Annotated in this window: 30 protein-coding genes; 27 read left to right on the top strand and 3 right to left on the bottom strand. The window is 39.1% G+C overall.

The genetic code is table 11. The features are described 5' to 3' along the window. Positions 1–33 precede the first annotated feature (33 nt). Together M0R80_01735 and M0R80_01730 are read left to right on the top strand one after the other, a co-directional pair. Complete coding sequence (locus M0R80_01735; protein ID MCK9458347.1) at positions 34–2,652, top strand: hypothetical protein; 2,619 nt, start codon at positions 34–36, stop codon at positions 2,650–2,652. Between the two features lie 245 nt (positions 2,653–2,897). Further along, a complete protein-coding gene (locus tag M0R80_01730) occupies positions 2,898–4,229 on the top strand; it encodes a radical SAM protein (GenBank protein MCK9458346.1) in 1,332 nt (443 codons plus the stop codon). On the opposite strand, the gene M0R80_01725 is transcribed toward M0R80_01730, so the two are convergent. Then, a complete protein-coding gene (locus M0R80_01725) occupies positions 4,191–5,294 on the bottom strand; it encodes a hypothetical protein (protein MCK9458345.1) in 1,104 nt (367 codons plus the stop codon). The two genes, M0R80_01730 and M0R80_01725, sit on opposite strands and share 39 nt — an antisense overlap. A gap of 49 nt (positions 5,295–5,343) precedes the next feature. On the opposite strand from M0R80_01725, the gene M0R80_01720 reads away from it, so the two are divergent. From M0R80_01720 to M0R80_01625, 20 genes are all read left to right on the top strand, one after another. Next, a complete protein-coding gene (locus M0R80_01720) occupies positions 5,344–5,748 on the top strand; it encodes a hypothetical protein (protein MCK9458344.1) in 405 nt (134 codons plus the stop codon). A 41-nt stretch (positions 5,749–5,789) separates the two neighbouring features. After that, positions 5,790–6,416: a hypothetical protein gene (locus tag M0R80_01715; protein MCK9458343.1), complete on the top strand. Its 627-nt coding sequence runs from the start codon at positions 5,790–5,792 to the stop codon at positions 6,414–6,416. A gap of 2 nt (positions 6,417–6,418) precedes the next feature. Then, positions 6,419–7,732, top strand: a complete 1,314-nt coding sequence (locus M0R80_01710; protein ID MCK9458342.1) for a G8 domain-containing protein — start codon at positions 6,419–6,421, stop codon at positions 7,730–7,732. A 236-nt stretch (positions 7,733–7,968) separates the two neighbouring features. Continuing rightward, positions 7,969–9,114 (top strand): hypothetical protein, encoded by a 1,146-nt coding sequence (locus M0R80_01705; GenBank protein MCK9458341.1) that lies wholly within the window; start codon positions 7,969–7,971, stop codon positions 9,112–9,114. Continuing rightward, the gene (locus tag M0R80_01700; GenBank protein MCK9458340.1) at positions 9,111–10,274 is read left to right on the top strand and encodes a hypothetical protein; all 1,164 of its coding nucleotides are present in this window, start codon (positions 9,111–9,113) and stop codon (positions 10,272–10,274) included. The genes M0R80_01705 and M0R80_01700 overlap by 4 nt, the downstream gene beginning before the upstream one ends. Continuing rightward, complete coding sequence (rpsU, locus tag M0R80_01695; protein ID MCK9458339.1) at positions 10,265–10,489, top strand: 30S ribosomal protein S21; 225 nt, start codon at positions 10,265–10,267, stop codon at positions 10,487–10,489. The genes M0R80_01700 and rpsU overlap by 10 nt, the downstream gene beginning before the upstream one ends. 10 nt (positions 10,490–10,499) lie before the next feature. Continuing rightward, entirely contained in the window at positions 10,500–10,760 is a 261-nt protein-coding gene (locus M0R80_01690; protein ID MCK9458338.1) for a ribbon-helix-helix protein, CopG family, read from the top strand. Beyond that, on the top strand, positions 10,709–11,242 hold the full coding sequence (locus M0R80_01685; GenBank protein MCK9458337.1) for a peptide deformylase: 534 nt from the start codon (positions 10,709–10,711) through the stop codon (positions 11,240–11,242). The genes M0R80_01690 and M0R80_01685 overlap by 52 nt, the downstream gene beginning before the upstream one ends. Positions 11,243–11,252: 10 nt before the next feature. Continuing rightward, positions 11,253–11,531, top strand: a complete 279-nt coding sequence (locus tag M0R80_01680; protein ID MCK9458336.1) for a hypothetical protein — start codon at positions 11,253–11,255, stop codon at positions 11,529–11,531. Between the two features lie 65 nt (positions 11,532–11,596). Continuing rightward, positions 11,597–11,974, top strand: a complete 378-nt coding sequence (locus tag M0R80_01675) for a hypothetical protein (protein MCK9458335.1) — start codon at positions 11,597–11,599, stop codon at positions 11,972–11,974. Between the two features lie 340 nt (positions 11,975–12,314). Then, complete coding sequence (locus M0R80_01670; protein ID MCK9458334.1) at positions 12,315–12,623, top strand: hypothetical protein; 309 nt, start codon at positions 12,315–12,317, stop codon at positions 12,621–12,623. Further along, positions 12,620–13,084 (top strand): hypothetical protein, encoded by a 465-nt coding sequence (locus tag M0R80_01665; protein ID MCK9458333.1) that lies wholly within the window; start codon positions 12,620–12,622, stop codon positions 13,082–13,084. The genes M0R80_01670 and M0R80_01665 overlap by 4 nt, the downstream gene beginning before the upstream one ends. Beyond that, on the top strand, positions 13,081–13,599 hold the full coding sequence (locus M0R80_01660) for a deaminase (protein MCK9458332.1): 519 nt from the start codon (positions 13,081–13,083) through the stop codon (positions 13,597–13,599). The genes M0R80_01665 and M0R80_01660 overlap by 4 nt, the downstream gene beginning before the upstream one ends. Before the next feature lie 25 nt (positions 13,600–13,624). Continuing rightward, positions 13,625–14,413 (top strand): hypothetical protein, encoded by a 789-nt coding sequence (locus M0R80_01655; GenBank protein MCK9458331.1) that lies wholly within the window; start codon positions 13,625–13,627, stop codon positions 14,411–14,413. 10 nt (positions 14,414–14,423) lie between these two features. Then, a complete protein-coding gene (locus M0R80_01650; GenBank protein MCK9458330.1) occupies positions 14,424–15,986 on the top strand; it encodes a thiamine pyrophosphate-binding protein in 1,563 nt (520 codons plus the stop codon). Positions 15,987–15,989: 3 nt separating this feature from the next. Further along, positions 15,990–16,511 carry a translation initiation factor IF-3 gene (gene infC / locus M0R80_01645; GenBank protein MCK9458329.1) on the top strand — a complete coding sequence of 174 codons (522 nt, stop codon included), beginning with the start codon at positions 15,990–15,992 and terminating at the stop codon, positions 16,509–16,511. A 1-nt stretch (position 16,512) separates the two neighbouring features. Next, a complete protein-coding gene (locus tag M0R80_01640; protein MCK9458328.1) occupies positions 16,513–17,451 on the top strand; it encodes a hypothetical protein in 939 nt (312 codons plus the stop codon). Next, complete coding sequence (locus M0R80_01635) at positions 17,420–17,740, top strand: hypothetical protein (GenBank protein ID MCK9458327.1); 321 nt, start codon at positions 17,420–17,422, stop codon at positions 17,738–17,740. Before M0R80_01640 ends, M0R80_01635 begins: the two co-directional genes overlap by 32 nt. 13 nt (positions 17,741–17,753) lie before the next feature. Then, on the top strand, positions 17,754–18,074 hold the full coding sequence (locus M0R80_01630; GenBank protein ID MCK9458326.1) for a hypothetical protein: 321 nt from the start codon (positions 17,754–17,756) through the stop codon (positions 18,072–18,074). Positions 18,075–18,082: 8 nt separating this feature from the next. Next, positions 18,083–19,084, top strand: coding sequence for a DnaJ domain-containing protein (locus M0R80_01625; GenBank protein ID MCK9458325.1), 1,002 nt, complete (start codon positions 18,083–18,085; stop codon positions 19,082–19,084). Here the strand turns inward: M0R80_01625 and M0R80_01620 are convergent. Further along, positions 19,059–19,532 (bottom strand): hypothetical protein, encoded by a 474-nt coding sequence (locus M0R80_01620; GenBank protein ID MCK9458324.1) that lies wholly within the window; start codon positions 19,530–19,532, stop codon positions 19,059–19,061. The genes M0R80_01625 and M0R80_01620 overlap by 26 nt on opposite strands. 42 nt (positions 19,533–19,574) lie before the next feature. Here M0R80_01620 and M0R80_01615 point away from each other — a divergent pair, with 42 nt between their 5' ends. Continuing rightward, positions 19,575–20,057 (top strand): hypothetical protein, encoded by a 483-nt coding sequence (locus M0R80_01615; protein ID MCK9458323.1) that lies wholly within the window; start codon positions 19,575–19,577, stop codon positions 20,055–20,057. Continuing rightward, positions 19,960–20,520 carry a dUTP diphosphatase gene (gene dut / locus M0R80_01610; GenBank protein MCK9458322.1) on the top strand — a complete coding sequence of 187 codons (561 nt, stop codon included), beginning with the start codon at positions 19,960–19,962 and terminating at the stop codon, positions 20,518–20,520. The genes M0R80_01615 and dut overlap by 98 nt, the downstream gene beginning before the upstream one ends. A 184-nt stretch (positions 20,521–20,704) precedes the next feature. Here dut and M0R80_01605 read toward each other — a convergent pair whose 3' ends face one another. After that, positions 20,705–20,935 carry a hypothetical protein gene (locus M0R80_01605; protein MCK9458321.1) on the bottom strand — a complete coding sequence of 77 codons (231 nt, stop codon included), beginning with the start codon at positions 20,933–20,935 and terminating at the stop codon, positions 20,705–20,707. Positions 20,936–20,985: 50 nt separating this feature from the next. On the opposite strand from M0R80_01605, the gene M0R80_01600 reads away from it, so the two are divergent. Genes M0R80_01600 through M0R80_01590 form a run of 3 tightly spaced genes read left to right on the top strand, consistent with a single transcriptional unit; the run spans position 20,986 to position 22,176 of the window. After that, complete coding sequence (locus M0R80_01600; protein MCK9458320.1) at positions 20,986–21,723, top strand: glycosyltransferase; 738 nt, start codon at positions 20,986–20,988, stop codon at positions 21,721–21,723. Next, the gene (locus tag M0R80_01595; protein MCK9458319.1) at positions 21,720–21,965 is read left to right on the top strand and encodes a hypothetical protein; all 246 of its coding nucleotides are present in this window, start codon (positions 21,720–21,722) and stop codon (positions 21,963–21,965) included. Before M0R80_01600 ends, M0R80_01595 begins: the two co-directional genes overlap by 4 nt. A gap of 19 nt (positions 21,966–21,984) precedes the next feature. Beyond that, the gene (locus M0R80_01590; protein MCK9458318.1) at positions 21,985–22,176 is read left to right on the top strand and encodes a hypothetical protein; all 192 of its coding nucleotides are present in this window, start codon (positions 21,985–21,987) and stop codon (positions 22,174–22,176) included. The last annotated feature ends 21 nt before the right edge of the window (positions 22,177–22,197 follow it).

Here is a 22,197-nt window from a genome sequence, read left to right as displayed (position 1 = left end):
ATGCAAGCAAACTGATATAGTGATAGTAGAATTATGAGAGATTATAAAAAAGAGCTACAGTTGTTGTGCCAGCAAAAAATAGAGAGCTTAGGACTATGTTCAAACGCTCAATATGCAGATCGTCTGAAATTGGAGTTTAGACATATCGACTGGCAAGATGAGCACTATTATTTAGTGGATTTGTACGAAAGAAAATGTAAGTTTGCCAAAAATGAAAACAATATGTTGGTGGTCCATCTTTTAGGACTAGCCGATGAATTTGATATCAGCCAACCGCCAAAGTTTACGTTTATTGCCGAGTTCCCCGACATAGATTCAGATTTCTTGCCTGAAATTCAACAGTGGTTAAAAAATGTCTGGGCTCCCCAAACCTTTGGGGCGGAATATGTTTGTAATATTGGTAATTATGCCACTTATGGCATCAAATCTGCTTTACAGGATATGGCCAGAGTTTATGGCTTGAGTCATGATGAAGTCAACACGGTTACCACCCAGATTGAAGATAAAGATGATGAAAATAAACCCATTACGTGGGAAAAAGCTTTGGAGCTAAACAAGGAATTGGCTGCTTATTGCGAGCAATATCCAGAGGTATATGATGCTGCCAAGCGATTGTATGGCAGGGTAAGGGGAATGGGCAAACATGCTGGTGGTTTGATTATTTCTAGCATGCCCTTGGCTGATTTTGTTCCATTGGTTGTGGACAAGCAAGGCAATCCGCTTTCAGCATGGACTGAAGGACTGCATGCTCAAGACTTGGCCCCTGTAGGATTGGTGAAAGTCGATGTATTGGTTATTACAAACTTAGTGCAAATAGCTAAGTGCTTGAAATTGATTCGTGAGCGATACGGTATCGACAGGATGTGTAATTTAGAGGCACAGGATGATTGGTCGGACACAGAGAAGTACCAAAATGATCCTGATGCTATTGCTTTGGCAAACGAAGCAAAATTAAAGTGCATTTTCCAATTTGATTCTCCCGGCATTAGGGATTTGGCAAAAAAGGGTGGTGTGACTTCATTTGATGATCTAGTGGCATTCACTAGTTTATATCGTCCTGGTCCTATGGGCTCTCAACTCCACACCACCTATTGTAAGCGAAAAAAGGGCGAGCCATACGAGTTGCATCCATTGTTAAAGCCTATTTTGGAAAAAACATATGGGGTGATGTGTTACCAAGAACAGATCATGAAAATCTTCAATGTTATTGGGGGTTTTCCATTGCCTCAATGTTATAAAATTGTGAAGGCTATTTCCAAGAAAAAAGGCGAGGTTTTCCAAAAAGCCAAAGTTCAATTTTTGGAACAATGCCAACAAAGATTGGATTATTCTGAGCAAGAAGCTAATGAATTTTTTGAGAGTATAGCAAAGTTTTCGGGATATGCTTTCAATTTAAGTCATGCTACTTCATATTCGTTTGTTTCTGCAATGCTGTTGTATTTGAAAGCTCATTATCCTTTAGAGTTCTTTGCAGCTATTTTGAGTTGTGAAAAAAATGCTGACAAGATTAAAGAATACAGATTAGAAGCCCAAAGATTTGGGGTGCCGATCAATCGTATTGATATCAATAAGTCGAAGGTTCATTTTGAAATTATAGACAATGAAATATATTTAGGGTTTGCGGACATTAAGGGTGTTGGTGATGAGGTTGCTGAAAAAATCGTGGCAGGACAGCCCTATAGTTCTTTTGTAGATTTTATGGAACGATTTGGCACTTATGCTGATGTTTTGAAGCCACTGATTGCTTTACGGGTTTTTTCTGATGAACCGATGGTTTTGTATGAATTTGCTGAATTCTATCGTTGCAAAAGCAAATCACGCAAAGATCGAGATAAGAGATATATTACTTCTCAACAAGATCGTCTAGATGAAATTATATCCTTAGTACAATCAGAATATGAGAAAATAATAGATGGCGATTGGTGTGCTCAGTTTAAAGACCTGAAGAAAAAGGAATTTATTGAAAAGCATAGTGCTATGTGTTTGGACGGCATGGCCGAAGATGTTTTTACAGCCATCAATCAATATAACAAATCTAAAGCCAACAATGAGAAAAAGGTAGCACTCGATACCGTTATCACAATGGATAATTGGAATCCATCGGGAAAAATAGATCACGAAATGCAGGTTTTATTATCACATCACTTGTCTATTGCCGAAAACAAATATTATGGTTTTCCTTGGGATTATGTGTTGACGCAATCTCCTGATTATAAAGGAAGAACCTTTGAGGAGTTCGATATAGCAATTGCACAGGGCGATCATGCCATTAAGCCGGTGGAGGTGCAGATAATAGAGAAGCCTCGAATTATGAAGTCTAAGAAAGGATACAAGGTCAAAGTTGTGGACGGCAATGGAAGAGCAGAAACTGTTACTATTTGGAAAGATGATTTTGAAAGATTTGAGGAAGAAATTGCTTGGTGGGAGCCGACATGCGAGTGGGGCAATTTATTACAAATGAGGCTTAAAAAGCCTATGGGGGATTGGAAAGATTACACATTTGAAAGTTTCCCCAGAGAGCTTAGGAAAGAAATGGTGCCTAAGGAAAAAAGCCAAGATGGTCGTTTGAATGTTTTGCGTTGGCCGGAAAGTGCCATAGTCAAACAAGATGTAATAGATAAAATCAAGGAAGATTTTACTATTATAGACTAGCTATATATGCTTGTCCTAAAGGAGGTACAATGTTAGCAACAAGTGAAAAATCCTGCACTCAACAACGAAAATGGTATCCCAAGTTGTTTCGTATTTTGTTTAATGGATTGTTTTCCTTTGATGAGTGTGAAGTATTTGTTCGAACAGATGCTCCCCACGCTTGTCAGACTGTATTAGCAGATTTTAGTAGCGTTTGTGGTTGTAGTGGTTGTTGTAGCAATATGGTAGCTTGATAAAGGGATAAGATGTTTAAAAGGTATAAACTTTCTAAATACAACATATTGGTGCAGCATGAAGATGTTTGGTTATTGTACAACCAAGTGTCTGGCACATTGATAAAATTGAATGATCGATTAAAGGATTTTCAAAAAATAGCCGACAGCACATTATGTTTAAGTAAGTTCAAAAGAAAGCTTCGCAAACACAAATTTTTAGTGCCTGTTGATGAGGATGAGTTTGCAACTTTTCGACAAACTGATGTAGATCATCTTAACAACAATCAAGAGAAGAAATTTGTCATTGTTGTGACTAGTCGCTGCAATGCAGCTTGTTTTTATTGTTATGAAAAAGAGTGCAAAGAATATTGCATGGCTACCGACATGTCATCCGATGTACAAGATCAGCTTGTGCGATTTATTGACCATTGTATTTCTTCCACCCCTACAATAAATTTTTCTATAACTTGGTATGGCGGCGAGCCGTTGTTGTGCCCAAATATAGTATGTGATCTTGCCAAAAAAATTAAAGATGTTTGCAAAAATAGAGGGGTGAAATTCTCAAACAATATTATTACTAACGGCACATTATTAGACAACGAAATGATAGATCGATTGCTGTCAATCAATTGTCGTAGTGTTCAAATTACTATTGATGGGATGCGTGAAATACATGACGCAAGAAGACCTTTAATTGGTGCCAACCCATCTTCTTATGACATTATTATGGAGAACTTAATTGCTGGATATTCTAAGGGATTGGAAATAGATGTGCGAAGTAATCTTGATTACTCAAACTCTGAACAATACAAGCAATTTTTAGATGATATATTAAACAAAGGTCTCAATCAGAGAAATTCTGCCGGTGGTATTGTTAATCCATCGCCAGCGATGACTCGATTTCCAAATCAATTGGGCATGAAGCAAGAAGATTTTGCCATTGTGACCAATGATACTATTCAAGCATTGAAAGGAAAGACAGAAGTATATAGGTTTCTTGCTCCTACCTTACCGGGGTGCATGAAGAATATGAGATTTTATTACACAATAGCTCCAAACGGTAATGTGACCAAATGTATTGGTGGAATAAGCGACGAAGACGCCATTGGAACCATATATGACATGAAACTGGCAGAGGAAGACAGTGCTATAGCAATTAGTCCCTGTGAAGATACGGAGTGTGTTCATTGCCCCATATTACCTAGTTGTGGTGGAGGTTGTGTAGAACGACACAAGAAATACAATTGTGAAAAATGCCATTATGGTGGTTGTCAAACAATTCGATGGACTATCAATAATGCAATTGTAGGATTGTATTATTTCTTATTGCACAGAGGAGAACTCGGAGGAGATAAAGAGTAATTTATTGTCGCTGTTTCTTGGAGCATTCTCATATTGTTCTATTTGCACTGGTTGATGCAATAATCCTTTTAACACATCTTTTGTTATCAATACAGATGTCTCATTTTGCTGATCTATAAATAAGGTGATTATTCCTTTTTTGTTTTGTCGAATCATATACGGCACAGGTGTTTGATTTTTTGATTTAAGAAATGAAGATATAAATGATGTAATTGTATGTGGGTCACAAGGCGTTTTGTTATTATCCCAAAGACATTGTATAGACTTTCCTGTAAATTCTGTAAAGACCCTGCCATAAATGCCGCATTGGCAACTCTTTGTTTGTATTACGCCCAGATCATCGGTTTTACAAGAGGCGTATGGTTGGCTGTAATTGAAAAAATCTGTGCTTGTAATTTCGTTGTAGTTATTTTGTTCAACAAGACATAATTCGTCATCAATATGTTTTGTTCCGTACCTGCATTCTATAAAGCTTAGCCCCGTATCCCACGCTCTCATTTTATCTATAACAGATGTGTATATTTTGAGTGATTTATCACGAGTGTCGTCAAACAAGGTCTCACAGCTAAACATAACCACACAGTTAAGTGGTGTTTTGTTTTCTGTGGCAAAATAAGACGCCATAAAAGTAGATGGTGTCGTATAGACCAAATCTGGACATATTTGGGCAGTTATGTCATACGCTTCTTCCCACTGTTGTTTATTGGCATTGTAAGGGATTGAAATTGTATAAACATTGTTGTTTAGAGATGCAATAGTGGATGGACCATCAATGCTTAAAGACTGTGAATTGGCTGTTGACACCATCCATGCAATGCGTAGCCTGGGATTTAGGTTGTTTAGGTAACAAATTTTATTAAAATGATATTTTTCAATATTTACAAATTCAGGCACAGAATATTTGTACATTTTTGCACAACCAGTGGTTGTGCCAGAGGTATGTAAAACAACATTGTTTGTTGATGTTCCGGCCTTTTTTTTTAGGTAACGGAGAGCCACTGTTTGGTAATGTGTCAAATGTTCATAATTGCGAATATATTGCGGAGATAATGGAGCAAATATCATAATTTTTTAATTTGCTAACTTTCTTATATAGAACAAGAAAGGGTTTTTCATGACCTATCAAGATATCGATCAATCTAATTTCAACGAATATTTTTTCAACATTCGGGAGCACCAGCCCAAACCAGGGCAGGTAATGGCTTGTTTTCACGCCGTTTGTGAGCTAATAAATGGCGAAGAAAAGAAATTCCTCATTCAGACATTGCAGCGTCCCAATTCGGCTCAATCCGCTGCCAACATAATGTCTAAACTATTTTATGCTAATAAGGAGAGTTCTTGGCATACCCCTGCTGAGATAGCCCAAGACCTATTAGATGGCATGTCAGAAGACGAAGTGGCTCAGAAGCCTTATGAGTTTGTTGCCGAGTTCTATTACTACACAGATAGGGAATGTGTGCCGCCTGATGATCCACAATGGGAGGTAATAGAATTAATAAGGCCGAAAATAAATAATTAGAACATATATATCTGTGACTAATTATTCGAGAGGTCAAAAATATGGCAAATATGTATTATCAAGATAGAGAAGAGCTAGAAAAATGGGCTCAAATTATAGAAAAAGCAACAGCAGATGGTAAGTTTAAGAATGCAGCAAATGTAACTCCTTCTCCCAAAACCTCCGAGGAAAGCTTCTTTGGGCTGCAAAATACGCACCCCACCGATAAGCCAGCCGAGCAGGATGTTAAATATTGGAATCAAGTAACCAAAAAGGCAGAAAATCCTTCTGTTTTGAATGAGGCAATAGACCCCAAATTAGTCAAAGAATGGCGTCGTATGGTTGGGCTTTCTACAAAGGACATTGTAGAAAGCACCGAAGATGTTGCTAATGTGGCGAAAAGTATTGCTCAAACACCAAATCCCATAAGACAAAATACTGTGGGTATGGATCAGTCTTTGGAGCCCGGTTCTTTGGGGCTGACTTTCTCCGAAGAAGATATCAAGAATTTGGATGCATTAAAAATTCAATTGCACGAAATGGAGTGCAAATTAAATGCTTTTGAGAGTCGAGGGGAAAATGCTTCTAAATTTGAGAAACAAATTCAAGTTCTTAAAGGTAAAATAGATGCTTTAAGCACAGCTATGACGCAAAGTTTCCCCTATTCTATTAGCCCACAGGGAGATTAATTATGGCAACAAAAACATCCAATGGCACTGGTGGTGGAACATGGTCGGTTGGTGCAACATGGTCGGGTGGTGTTGCACCAACCATAGGCACAGATGATGTTGTTATAGCGTCTACTGATACTGTGACTTGTGATCTCAACAGCACAACACCAAGTAAAGGCATTGTAGTTAATGGGATTTTAAGTTTTTCTACGACTGCATCAACCAAGCTTACAATGGGTAATTATACTATTGCGATTGGTGCCACTGGGGAATTGCGAATTGGTACGGTAGGTTCTGTGTTAGATAAAGCATATACAGCCGAAATATTGTGGGATACAACTACGGATGGAGCGAACGGTATAACAATTGCCGATGGTGGAAAATTGACCTTATATGGCGATCCGTTATTGTATAGCAATATTTTATGCACAAGTATAGCGGATTTTTGTACCGTGACTGGCACATTAAGCCCCGATGTGACTGGATATTACTACCCAACCTCTGATTATCCATCTGGATGGAACGATCATACAGTTTATCAAAGAGATGGCCTTGTTGGCGGGGCTCAATATTTTATTTGGTACGATGCAGATGTGAGTCGTTGGAGATTGTCGGCTGAAGTAGGAGGTATTTTGCCATATCGATGGCTTTCAGCCAGTGCCATATTGAATTCTACGTTCAACCCTGGCGGCAATTCTACTGGAGTGGGCACTTGTATCAATGGGTGGCAACCATCATTAGGATTGACATTTACAGTAGTGGGAGATGTGACAACAACATGGGCCAATGGGCAGGAGTTGTTAATTCATAAGAACGGGACATATTCACAAAATATTTACGATAGTTTTGCCGACGCAGGATTGGGACCAGCTACAATTGTCTCATTGGTCGCTAATAGTTCAAATAGTGCAAATACTGACATTCAAATTGCGGAAGCCTACACAGGCAGGTATTATAATACTGGTCGAGTATATAATTTAGATAGAAATATTAGAGTTGGCAAATTATCAGCATCTACTGATTTTGACGCAACACCAAACAATCGACCCATTATCATTGATGATAATTCAACATCGGGCAATGTAAATGTAAGTAATGTTGTATTAACTGGGTTTTATCGACCGTTCATTAACACCGCAGGCACCAGCATATCTGCTCTATTTGCCAGAGCAATAATCAGAAATTCAGAATTGAGTGTTTGTAATGTTTCTACATCAATGGATGTGCTGGAGGTGGCTAATACTATTCAAATTGGTGCAAATAGATTAGATCAAACCGCAGTCGCCAGTTATTCTTTCCCCAACTATGGTGCGGTAGCTGGTGGCGGGGGTTAGAGATTTGTTTTCGTTTTAGGAATGCAATTTTTTTACAGCTTACTCTGCTAAAGCATGGAAAAATGCTTCAAAATGCACTGTCGTCATTGCAAGTGGACAGAGCTATCTACTGGCATATCTGCTGATTTGGCTCATCTTGCCGAAGTAAAAAAGTGTGCTAATTGTGGCGGTCCAAGAGTTTTCAAATGCCCTAAATGCAACACGCAAGTCAAGCTTATTAGAATTCGGGGAAATACATGAGGTTAATCAAGTCGCCCCCCAAAGCCAAAGAAGAAACAATGGAGGATATTAGTTTTAATGTCCATAAATTTAATGCTCGGCCTAAGCCCAAAGATATTCGCAAAATTCTAATTATTTCTACGCTTTTTGAGTTTGGGTGTGAAACATTATCTGTGCTTTATAGCATCCCAAAAGTATTACAGAATTATGGCGGTTTGTATGTAATTGTCTTAGGATGGTACGGTCGTTCTTATTTGTATCGACACTTGGCAGATGAGTTTTGGGAACTAAAAGAGGAACATCAGTGGCTTAGAGATTACTCTAATGCATTTAGCAATTCCTCAAAAAACATTGCCCTTTTGCATAAAGAAGTGGCAAAATTGGGTAATTTTTGCCCACCTGAGCATTTGGCGGCTTGTGCGATAGTCAATTCTTGTAAAAAATGCAATCATTATTGGCGTGAAGACACCGAAGAATGTCCTAATTGTAAAAACGCAACTTTTGTCAAATCTTTATTTAATGATATACATTTTTGGAAACGATTGGCAATTCCTTTGCCACCTCCTTCGCCTGATAAGATGGAGGAAGCAAAAAAATATTTAAAGCCAAAAAGTGTGGCTGTTTTCGCTAGAGGCAGAGCCACCTATGGCAGGAATTTACAGCCTGAATTTTACGTTAAATTGGTTAAATTATTGCGTGACATGGGTTATAATCCAATTTGGTTGGGCGAAAAACAGAGTACACAAGCCTGTCCTGTTGATGGAATCATAGACATGTCTCGCAAGATAGAAGCCAGAGATTTAGAACTAACATTTGCGATTGTGAAACAATGCGAATTCACAGTGCAGTTTTGGACAGCTTCTACACGTTTGGCTGGAATGATGGGAGTGCCTTATATTTTAGCAGAAAGTCCAGATCAAATTTGGGGAATAGGACAAGAAGGTTATAGAAGAAATTTATGTGATTTCGGACCAAGAAAACTTATAGTTTCTCATTTCTGGAATGCGTATAATGACAATGAGGCATTTATCGATTTGACTAAGAGGGCTATTTTAGAAATGAATATTGGAAACTATGAAGATATTTTTGGATTACTAGAGACGGAACATGTGGCACAACAATGGAAAAAAGAGAATGATAAAAGAATTGGAGCTTACACATGATAGATGTTGATGTCCCATCCATACTAACCCGAGCCGCAGATAAATGTGGTTTTACTCGCACCCGATGGGTGGAGAAGGACATCCCTGGCAATTTGTCCAATATTTGTACTGTTTTATTTTTTGGGGACATACGATCCAGTTTTATACTTTCTTCTATGTTGTTAAAGCGTTATCGTGAACAAGTAAAAACTTCTAAATATTTCATTGTCTGCACTTGGCCCGGTTATGAGCATCTTTTTCCTTATGTGAATGAAGTGTGGACGATACGTGAAGAAAGTGTTTTGAAAAAGTTTGCTTTGTCTGCCAATGGTTTTGACAACGAATCTGAGTTAAGTGTGCATTTTAGAAGGGAATTGAATTATTGGTTGGAAGATGTCGCCGGGCCAGAAGTATTTTTGTCAGTTTATGACAATGGAATCAAGAAGGAATTTTGGGATAAGTTCAAACATGTTCGCAGATATTTGATGAGCGTTCCTTCATCTGGTATTTTAGGGGCCGAATTTAATAGGCAATTGATTGCAAGTGGTGCAAAAGTTTTATTATATCCTGTAGAACAGATACGGTCCTGGCGGCAGGGGTCTTTGACTTACATAAAGAGTCCGAAGAGTTTTTGGGTAAAATTAGCAGAAAGCTTGGTTGACAGTGGTATTACTCCCATTATTTATCAAAATTTTACAACTCATGATCTTTCCACAGAACTACCCAGTTGCATGTATACAACTGAGAAGGATGTGGTAAAATTAATGGGTGTCATGAGAACAGTAGGATGTGTGTTAGATGTGTTTTCTGGTATTTCTCGTTGGTCTATGGCAGCAAGAGCCCCGTTTGTGGCATTAGATGAGCGTTTAAGGTATAATGGGCAAAAAGAGTATGAGATAGATGATTTATTGGCGGATAAAACACTTCCAAGGCGATATATATTTTCTTTTCCTAATATTGTACCAGAAAATAGCGTAGATGTATGGAAAAATAACTTTTTTGATGTTATACTATCTACTGTGGGGTCATTTTTGAAGGAATTAGATCGAGAAAAGTGGCCATCGCCAGTAGAAAGAGAAGAGATCGTACTCTATGATAATGTACGACAAATGCGAACCAATAAAATGGGTGCAAAATTTTTAAAAGTAAATAGAGACTTGAGGAGTACAACATGGCAGTGAATTGTAGAGCGATTTTGCGGGTGGAACATGGAAAGTCGCCCGAAGAAAACTTTAGGAATTTGTTGGGTAAGTTTAGAAAAAAAACAACGGATTCTGGTGTGATGACCTTGTGGAAATCAAAACAGTATTTTGAAAGCAAGGGAGAACGCCGTAGGCGAAAAGAAAAAGCGGCCCAAATGAAACGCATAAAAGCAAATAGACCAAAAACAGTATAAGGTGTAAAATATGGCACAGAATGTAATGAGTATATCGCTTCCATTAGAGATGCAAGAATTACTAGATGTATCTGCGAAAAAAATGGGATGGAACAAATCTGAATTGCTCAGAAAACTGATTACCAAGGGATTGGACCTTGTGGTAGTGGATGGAGAAGAAATTCCTGTAATCCTGAAAATTCCTAACGAACTTAGGGGACAACCCGAGGTATTACGTAAATGGCTGTATCAAAAGAGCGATGCGATAACGACCAAACTATCCCAAAAATAATTCCAGTTGACCAAATTCCCAAAGCTGGCTCTGCTGATAAATCCCCCGTGGAATTGTATAAGATATTTGCTGCATTAGAAATTTTGTGCAAATTACGCAAAGGAATTGGTCTTCATGCGGTACAGGTGGGGTTGCCTTGGAATATGTACGTTGTCAGAAAATCGGCAGAGATGCCATTTGGCTACTATTTAAACTGCAAATATACGCCCATAGAAGATGAAAAGGTATCATCTTTTGAGGGGTGCTTATCTCTCACAAATCCTGATGGATCGTCTCGTTGGTTTAAGGTAGATCGGTTTAAAAAAATCCGAGTGGAAGGCCAACAACTGTATGTGGACGGAAAAATCAGAATAGATGCGGTAGATATGGTATTGTCTGCTGAAGAGGATGGTATTTTGTGTGTCGCCCATCAGCATGAAATTTCACACGGTGAGGGAGTGCTGATATCTGACATTGGAGAAGAACAACACATTTGGATGTAAGGAAAACATTATGTTGAGTCAAAAACAGTTGCAAGATATTTGTTTAATGTTTGTGGGAGATCATCGACAATGCCGATATTTACAAGAAGACCCATTGGCATGGCAGTGGTATTGCATAAAACACAAAAAAGTCGCAAAAAAACGCATGGATGAGACGGTAAACGAATTTTTAGAAAACTGCAAAATAACAGGTATTGACCCCCATGTTCAGGGAGTAGCTTTGGGGGATAATTGCCCTGGCTATCCGATATTCAAGAATATAGAGCAAGGGTACGACAAATCCCCTTGACACATTTTTTTTATGATGTCATAATTATTTAAATAATAGACCAGTACCCTTTACAGGAGCATAAAATGTCTGTGTCTACTCTTTTTTACGAAGAAACAGAAGAGCAAGGGGTCGAGTTCGTTGATGATTATTTTTTGGAAAATGTGGAGGAATTGGCAGTAGGATACTTGCAAGATTTTTTTGCCAATAAGCAACTTCATTGTGGCGGCAGAATTAGTCCCAATATTTTCAAATCCGCTGCCTGTATTGATCGAGCATTAAACACCTCTATTGAAGAAGGCGTGCCTTTAGCCTATGAATTGATTGAAAGGGAAGGCATAAAAGGAGGTGTTCAACTGGTGTTGGGTGTGTTGAATAGATGCAGTCAGTTAGGCATTCCCAAATGTTTCAGGGCTGGTATTTTATTGGTAAACCTGGAACTGTGTTATGGGGTAGTGATATAATGATTTTATATCACTTTGCTGAAAAAATACACCTGACATCAATTCTTGTGCAGGGATTACGAATAAATACAGGACACAAAGGACTAGGAAATGTAAGGTATTATATAGAGCGTTATGGAATGCAGCCCATTTTTTTAACTGATGATCCGCAATACATAGTTGACACAATGGATATACATGTGCATTCGCATTGTATTTTGTTGAAGGTAAATTGTTCGGGGTTGGATATAGAGCCAGAATATGATTGGAATACTGTTTATTTGCACCCAAAATTTTATCCAAATGGAAAACAAAAAACATTTATTTGCAGAGATGATATCTCTTCTGATAGAATACAAATATGTTAGATTCAGATGCTGAGCTAAAATTTATTGCCAACAAAGAAGTGGCTATTCCAAAAGAAAAACTTTATTTGCTCAAGTATTTCAGAACCTCCGTTCAGCAGTGTTTTTTATCATATTATCTTCTCTATGGCGATTATTTTCGTTTTACTGAGCACACAGGGCATAAGTGCAGTGTGCGGTGGATGTTTGCAATGCGTGTTAAAATGGAAAAAATTGAAGCCGCTCACGCTGTGGCCAAGAAAAATTTTGATTTAGATGCATTAGCTGATATAGAAAATGGCAAATATAAGTGGAGAAAATTATGAACTACAGTGATTTATCAGATATTGCACATGAACAATCACTAGACAATATGACAAATGTTCCTGCTTTATTGTCGGAAAAAGACACAAGAGCCATCAAGACAAATCTGCAACTTACTCGTACTAAAGATCGTACTTTTGTAATCGTGTTGGCTTTGCATAAGGAATTGGGAAGAAATGCTTTGCAAAAAATAAGATGCGAATGTGGCTCCCCTTTGGGCGGGTATGTTTACGATAATGTAAATGATTGCTATTATGTCAGATGTGTTGATTTTCTATCACTGTCTTATGTGCCGCTCGCTTGTTTGTTGAGAATGAAAGATAATAACTTTTGGCAAATGTATGTTCCTTTGCCGGAAGCATTGTTGATACGCAATTTAAGCCCAGATGCCAGCAACAAATTAAAAGCTTTTAAAGCTGTTTACAAAGATCACATTTTTCAATATGTGCAATTAATAGAATGAAAAAAAGAACACCACCACGAGAAGTACCTACCCGAGACGAGCGTTATATGGGGCTGGCATTTTGTATTGCTCAATTGTTTTCTAAAGACCCACACACACAAGTAGCATCAGTAATTGTGGGTGATGAAAATCGTCCTAAGGGCTGGGGATACAATGGTCCACCACAAAGCATTGCAGATGACGAAGTGGATTGGAGCCGCCCAGAAAAATACGACATGATTGTGCATTCGGAAATCAATGCTATTAACCACTCTTTTGGTTCATTAAAAGAAGCAACTATTTATATTACGGCCCCTCCCTGTCCCAGATGTATGCTGGAAATTATAGCGGCTGGAATTGACAAAATAATATATTTCAATTTCAGGGCAGATGCTGGTTCTTCTGTTAATGCTGAAGCATTAGCTAAAATAGAGGAAATTGCCAAGAAAGCCGGGATTCAGCTTACAGAATTTTCTGGAAACTTAAACTGTGTGAAAGATGCGGTTGCAGACATGGATAGAATAGGAATTTTTTAATGTTTTTTGTGAACATATATAGGATATGACAGTTTGCAACACACAACTCGGCGTTCCTGGCTACAGCCAAAACAATTGCGGCACTACTTGCAGTTCTGATTTCTGCATCAAGCGTCATGATACTCGACCTGCCTTCAAAGTCTCGGTTTCTGACTGTGATGGTCCTATGGACCTTACCAGTGAGTTACTGGTGGTAGAAGCCAGCATGTGGAGTAATGTTAAATTAAAGACCAGCATTAGCGAAACAGATGAGTATTTTAGGCTGGCTGACGATGTTGGTTTTCAACAAATTATGCAGAATGATATCATAGTGGTAGATCGCACAAGATTGCCCGAACAAATGCTGGTAACGGGATTTGATGAAGCCAACAAATTAATACGTGTGCAGAGAGGTTATCATGGTACTTTGCCAGCATCGTATAAAAAAGGACAAACTTTAAAAGCGTTTCGTATTTTGAATTCACCCGGTGAAATAGAATTAGTTTACGATGACATTCTTAATGTAGATGGTAGCACAAGCACAGATCAACTTATAGATTCTTACTTGGTTTATAATTTCTCCGCACTCGACACTTGTGTTCCTGGGTGTTTTTTGTTAGAATTCAGATTATTGAAAATGGCCGAGCCGGAACCTTCAGTTCAGTTGACTTTTGCACCAGAGATAATACCCAGTTTTACTCCAAGCACCTATACACCAACAGATTTTGGTTGTGTTGCTGGCGAGGGGATAGAGTGGGAAAGACGATTTCCAACATCTTCGGAAGGCTTTGTGATAGGCATTATTGATAGTCCAACTTCAGAAATCTTGTTGTAAGGAATATTTCATGTCGAGTGTGTCAGACTTTTTAGTAGAAAGAATGGAAAATGCGGGCGTAAAACATGTGTTTGGCTTGCCTGGAGACCATATTACTAATTTTTTCAAAAAATTGTCCAAATCAGACGTTGAAGTAGTTCATACTACACAAGAAATAAATGCGGCGTTTGCCGCCGATGCTTATGCTCGTATTCGTGGTGTTGGATGTGTTTGTGTATCACAAATGTCAGCTTTGAAAATAGCAAATGCCATAGCTTGTGCAAAAGCAGAGCATTCTCCTGTTATTGTTATTTCTGGGGCTAAATCACAGGGCCAATGCCAGGAGAGCTATCACAATAAAGTGTTTCAATATTTGACCTGTGCCTCCACCACATTGAATAATGTTAGCACTGCTGGCTATCAAATAGATTCTGTGTTGGAAAAATTAAAATATCACAAACAACCAGTATTCATTGAATTGGCAGAAGATATTGCTGATAAGACTTTGGTATATGATGTTTACAAACAGGGCACACCCTCTGCTCCCGAAAGTAATAAAGAGATTTTAGAAGAAGCGTTGGCAGAAGTGGTAGACTGGTTGAATGAAGCTAAAAAGCCCGTTATTTTGGGCGGAATTCAATTAGATCGTCATGGCTTGGGTGCCCTTCTTTTGAAGTTTGCCGAGAAATATAACATTCCGGTAGTTACCACGCTTTTAAGCAAATCTCTAATTGATGAAAGTCATCCCTTGGCGATTGGGGTTTATGCAGGAGCAGGAAGCAATCCAAAAGTTCAGGAAACAATTGATACATCTGATTGTTTGTTGGTTTTAGGCGTATCTTCTTGCCAGAATTTGCCCGCTAATAAACACACAGTTACGTGTTCTTCAGAACTGTGTATTAAAAATCATTTCTATGCAGATAAGGTTGGTTTTGAAGATTTTATCCGGGCTTTATTTAAAGCCTCAATTCGCCGGGAGGGCTTAGCCACAGTCATTGCAGCCCCAATCAACAAAGAGTTCCGACCACGCAGTGGTGTTAAAATTACTGTGGCGAGGTTTTTTGAAAAAATAAATAGTATTTTGAATGCCAATTCTATTATTGTATCCGATGTGGGGGATTCATTATTCGGTGCAAGTGATTTAATTACCCATCAACATGGATTCTTTGCAACAGCATATTATCCAAGCATGGGTTTCGCTCTACCAGCCGCTCTAGGATTACAAACCGCCGTTCCCAAGATGCGTCCAATAGTTATTTTGGGAGATGCGGCTTTTCAAATGTCTTGTAGTGAACTAAGCACAATTGTTGCTCGTCGTTTGAACCCCATAGTATGTGTGTTAAACAATGGTGGTTATGCAAGCAATTCAATTACTGGTCCTTTTTATGATATTCATGAATGGGACTATGAAAAAATGGTGGATGTAATTTCTGGAGGTATGGGAGCTTTAGTAGAAGATGAACAAACGCTACACTCTGTTATGAGTGCAGCCCTTGTGAATGAGTCTGTGTGTGTTATCAATGTAAAAATTGATAGTGATGATGTGTCGCCTGTTTTACAAAGAATGAGAAAGGGTATAAAGACAAGCAAATAGTTTATGCAAAAAGATCAGCAAAAGTTCTGTCGTGTTAATCGACAAATCAGATTCTCGCCAGTAATGGTTATCTTAGGCGAAGAAAAATTGGGCACAATGCCTACTTCTCAGGCATTAGAAATTGCGGTGAGAGAAGGTTTGGACCTTGTAGAAGTGGCTCCAAATGCTCGACCACCAGTTTGCAAAATAATGGATTATGGCAAATTTCGCTATGAGCAAAGCATTAAAGAAAAGAAGAGTAAGTCGCAAACAAAGGCTCAGCAACTTAAAGAAATACGTTTGCGGCCTTCTATAGCCACTCATGATCTTGATGTGAAGATAAATTCTGCACAAAGATTCCTTGAGGCTGGAAATAGGGTTCAACTTATGGTAAGATTCAAAGGTGCAGAAAATGCTCACAAAGACCTGGGTTTTAGCCTTATGCAGAAAATGATTGATTCTTTGGTTTCTTGTGGGAAACCCCTGAGCACTCCCCGATTAGAGGGAAAAGGGGTGAGTTGTATTATTGAACCCATGAAGAAATAAAATGAATGATATTCGAGAAGAAATAGATGCTGCTCTCGCTCAGACGGGCGAAGTTCGCAAAATTTATTCTGAATTCTTTAGATTTATTGGCGATACAGACGTAGAAGATGTAAAAGCAGTTTTGGGGCGTGACCTTGGCTCTTTTTTACACGGCTTGTGCCCCGTCTTGAATCTGTTACATCCTGATCTTCAAGATGTGCTTGGCTATTGTCATGTCGCCAAAATTACACAAGCAATAGAGGCAGCCACCTTTGCTAGGAAAAGGGGCTATGTTCTTTTGCATCAAGAGCTTTTTAGGGTTCTCAAGCCGGAAATCAAGGATATAGAGGACAAAATAAGACTGATGAAGATGTGTGCCCGGCTTTTGCAAAGAGGAGAAAAAGAAGCTGCACGACTGGTGAAAAGCACGCAAGCCATTGATTTGACTAATGCCTATAGGAAATGGAGCGATAATATCCCTCTTAATTTTGACCTATATGTGAGGCACAACATGGCTTACAAGGCAGAAATAGAAAAATTTGAGAAACAGGCCGAGCATTTCAAGCGTTTGGGCTGTGAGTCCATGTGTGCAGAGATTAAAAAATCATTGGATGTTTTTCAGGAATCCTTTGGTGACACACACTATGGATTTCGCAGAATTACCATGACGCTTATTGCTTTAATTTTGGGGAAAATGCACGGGTGTTCTATATCTTCAAATTATGTGCCTGCTGCTTATCCCGCCCATCTTTTAGACTTACCAGATAGAATCAAAAATGCTATTGGCATAACAGAAAACTTCCCAGAGGCAGCCGGTAATCCTATTTTTGATTATTATATTGTCGTCTCTCCTAAGATAGATACGCCGGGAAAATTATCGGAATCCATTGCTGACAAATCTATTTGCCCAGTTTTATTGGGCGAAAGAGATGGAAAATGTTATTTTATTTCGATATTTTGAAATTTATACTATTATAGGTAAAGTTATGGTCCAGATCACAACAGAAGAATTGAAAGAGCTTTTAGAAACAGCTTTTGACAGGGGATGGATGGGTTATTGTGACTTGAAAGAAGCCGTGGTGCAAGAATTGTTGTCAAAATACAAAGAAAAAAAAGAACCATTGGCTTATACATCGCCTTCTTTATTTGTTAATGGACAAGGGTGGGTTGGTACAAGTAATTGGTCTACATTCGATATGTGGACGGCAAATGACATAAATATACCACCACCACCAGAAGACTCAAACTAAAAAGGAAAAACAAATGGTTCCGAAAATTATTGGTTGTAGACCTGTGGGTTCGCAAGTTCTTGTAGAGCATCTTACCGACAATGAAATGTTGGGCACCACCATGATTTTGCCCGGTGGCAAAACATCTGGGCATGAAGTGCAACAATCCATAGTATTAGATTATGGGCCGTCATTTGATCCCAAAACATGGGGTTATGACAAGGGTGATCGTGTAATGGTGGTGGGAAGCTATAATCCTGTTCCAAAGGTTAGTGATGACCAAGTGCGAGAAATGGGTATTATTGAACCCCATAACGTCAGGGCTGTATTGTTACAAGCTCCCGAAGAGGAATAATCGATTGTATGGATTATTATGATGTTCTTGGTGTCAATAAAGATGCTAGCGAAGAAGAGATTAACAAAGCCTTTCGAGAGAAAGCAGTAGCTTCACACCCAGATATCAACCCAAATAAGCCAGAATTGGTTGAGCAATTTAAAGAAGTTGCCAAAGCTTTTGAAACCTTGGGCGATCCTCAAAAAAGGGCTCAATATGATCGTCAAAGATCGGGTATTGGGACGCCCTTTGGTTTCAACTTTGGTGGCGACATTTTCGGCAACATGTTTCGAGGGCCAATGGGTCGCTCCCGACAACATCCTATAGTTGTCGAGGTAGTTCTTACTTTTCAGGAATCTATATTAGGTTGTAGAAAAGATATTCCTGTAAAAGTTCGTGCTAAGTGCAAAGAATGTACTGATGGCGTCAAAGAGTGGAAAACCTGTGATGTTTGTCATGGTTCTGGTGGACAAACATCACATCAAGGGCCATTTGTTATACATACAACATGCACCGCTTGTGGCGGGCAAGGCAAAGTTGCCCAAACAAAATGTGACGCTTGCTCAGGAAGCGGATACAAAGGCACAGAGGAGAATATCGTATCTGTTGATATTCCTTCGGGGATTGAAGACAGAAGTGTGTTGCAAGTACCACATGCAGGAGAAGTTGATTCAAATGGCAGAAAAGGTGATTTGCACATTAAAGTCACGGTGCAATCACATCCGTTTTATACTCGGCACGGACCCCATATTTTTTGCCATGTGCCTGTAACATATACTCAATTGGTTTTGGGTGCTGATATAGTGGTCCCTACACTTACTGGTGAAGTCAAGATGACGATCCCTCCCAGGACTGTGGCAAACAAGAAGCTTCGTCTACGTGGAATGGGAATAGCCAGACAACATGGTGATATGTACGCAGTTTTAGAACCAAAATTCCCAGATCAAACTGACAAAGAATATGATGAAATAGTGCAAAAATTAGCTAGTTGGGAAAAAGCACATATCAATATCGCATTCCCATCACAGTAGCTTGGCTTTTTTGATCGTTGGGCAATCTTAGTAATGTGATTATAGCAACATCACCTTCTTTGGGTTTTTTGCCACCATTCATTATTTGCATTGTGCGGTATTGGTCTGTGTTGATTAAAATAGTTTCTGATTTGACAACATTCACCAGTTTGCCATCAGCAGTTTTTCTTTGAATTTTTTGTTCCACTCGTATTTGAACTTGGGTTTTATATGGGTCTTGGTATTCTTTTATTTGTGCTATTTTACCAGTGAATTTAGTGTGGGGAACTACTTGAGTGGTTAACTCATAGGCTGGCAGGACGGGAGTTAAATTGCTTTGTGTTTCGCTCCCTGATTGGTCGCTTGTAATAAATGCCCCACCTGTGCCTAGATTAAATGCCCCACCAGGACCGTCGTTATGTGTTCCCGGCACGTTCTGTTCTACAAATTGTCTAAATGATATTTTCATCACTATTATATATTGATTTGTTTTAGAAAAGGAACTATAATTATGCCAGAAGCTTTTAATGCTCAGGTGGGTGCCATAGGGAGTGGAAAAGACAATAAGGGCCGAGTTAGACCACGTTTTGAAAAAAGAATTACTTTCAAGATGTTGACTGATTGGATAAATGAGCAAAATTACGACGAATACACAAAGAGAGAATTGATAAAAAAGGCGTCGGCATATCCTTACAATGCTATGAAGTATTTTGCTGACAATATCAATCAGCAAGTTATTAAAGTTCGAGAGGAAAGAGAAAAACTAAGAAAGGAAAAAGATGAACGAGAAAGAATGTCAATGTCAGTGCCAATGCAAGAATCCAACGAAGGATCAGTTGCAGCCGAGTTGCCAGGAGTCGAATGTATCGATGAAGGACCAGTGCCAGAAATTGGTAATGCAGGAAGCGAAGGAGTTCAATACCAACCCTTGCCATATCCCGAAGGAAAAGAAACGGGTGATGGCGAGCCCCTTGCCGGTCCCCTGCCCAGCTAAAGATTTCTATGAGCCACCATTGCATAAGGTGGTGACTAAAATTGTGGTAGATGATCCTATGTTCATTCCACAATACAAAACAGAGGGTGCAGCTTGCGTTGATTTGGTTGCCAATATCCCAGCGGGTGAAATTAGACTTAATCATCGAAACACCATTAAAATTGATTGTGGCTTCTCTATGGAGCTAAAACCAGGGTGGAAGGCCAATGTGAGAGCAAGAAGCGGTTTGGCAACGCAGGGCTTGATTGTTACTAATTCGCCGGGGTGTATAGATGCTGATTATAGGGGTCGTATACAAGTTATTGTAACAAATGTAGGTAATGTCAACCCAATTACCTTGAAACATGGTGATCGAATTGCTCAAATGGAAATAGAGCCTGTTTATCTCTTTGACTGGCTGGTAGTTGACGCTTTGGAAGAAACCGCACGAGGAAGTGGTGGCTTTGGTAGCACCGGAGCCTAGTCGGCTAATATAATGAGTTTTTTATCTTCTGTGCTATAAGACCAACGGTGTCCATTTGGGCATTTTAATCCGTGGCCTCGTTCTAAATCTTCTACAGTATGAGGGCCAATGCAACGACAACGTTCATTGGCCCTTTCGCTGCATACAGGGCAACAATCTTTGTCTTGCCACTCTTGATATGTCTTCATTCTTCCACCTCGATTTCAAACCCACCCGCTGTGCAGAAGCATTCTACATCACCAAATTCACTGCTGAATTTCATTGGTTTATATTTATCGCCTATTCTAAAATCAGAATTTAGCTTTTTTACAAGTTCATCAGCTTTGCTGGCTTGTTTAAAAGCTTTTTCTGTTTTGATAAAGGTCACTTCTCCCTCAATTTGTCGGGCTACTGTGATGACTGCATAAACTATCATATTTTTTTCCTTCTAAATACTATCTTATAGTAGTTAACAGAGGAAAAAATATGAATTCTCCACACAATCCTTTAGAAGGACCACCCGCTGATCTCACCCTGGACCTGCACGATGGCACAGACGAGCAAATATCCATCATAATTGTTCATAAGGACCGCCCAGCCCATTTAAACATTTGTTTGCAGTCTATTTCTATTTGCAGCAATAACAATAATTATGAAATTGTAGTTGTAGACAATGCTTCTGGCAAGGAGAGTCAGGACTTTTTGGAAGAAATCAAGGATGAGGTCACCTTGGTCAAAAATGACAAAAATTTATACTGGTCATCGGCGGCGAATAGAGGTGCCGAGGCGGCCAGTAAAGCATCTAAATATTTAATTTTCTTGCATTGTGATACTGTTGTTCTCAATCCTGGTTGGATAGATTTATTGGTGAGTGTTTCACAGGCTCGTAATTCAGGATTGGTTGGTATTGACCAAGCATCTTATTACCTACAGGGGCAGAAAATGGATTTTGTGCCTGAATGGTGCATGCTTACCACCCGAGATTGCTGGAAAGCATGTGGTGGTTTTCCCGATGAGTTGCCTATGATTGGGCATTCTTTTATTTATAGTTTTAATGCCAACCGATTGGGGTATTCACCTCAAATAATGAAAAATCCAATTGTTCACCATTATCATATCTTCTCTTTGGAGGACGTGAGCGTGTGGGAAAAAATGTTGGAAGGGGCTAGTGGTAATATTCCCAAAATACTTCGTGGTCTTCAAAGCGAAAGTTTAGGAAAATGAAAAGCTCTAGTTCATTAGAAAAATGCCAGTGTTCCAACCCGATTCCTGTAAATTGGAATGGGAGCGATGGACACTATGGCATATTTTGCAATCGTTGCGGCTTAGTCGCAGAATGCCCAGTTGTTGGTGGCTCATCTGGCTCGATTGGTTCTGGTGGTAGTGGAATGTCTCATGTCGATATTGCAGAACATCAGAATTTTATCAAAAAACAATATAGCTCAAGTAGTGCCAAAAATCACTAATGTCTTGTATAAATAAGGCATGAGAACATTTAAAGATTTCATGCGGGAAAATATGTCTGTTTTTGTTGGTCCGAGTGATCCCCGCACCAGTATTGCCCAGATGTATAACTTATTGACTGGTTTAGAACCAAAAGAAGTTGCAGATTCTCAGGATTTGTTGATTCAGTTGCGTGATTTAGTTGATGATATTCTAAGCGGGAAAAGATATTGATGGGTTATTTTTTGACTTCCA

It is taken from the genome of Pseudomonadota bacterium (assembly GCA_023229365.1).
GTDB lineage: Bacteria > Myxococcota_A > Polyangia > JAAYKL01 > JAAYKL01 > JALNZK01.
This window is presented reverse-complemented; position numbering and strand designations above follow the sequence as displayed.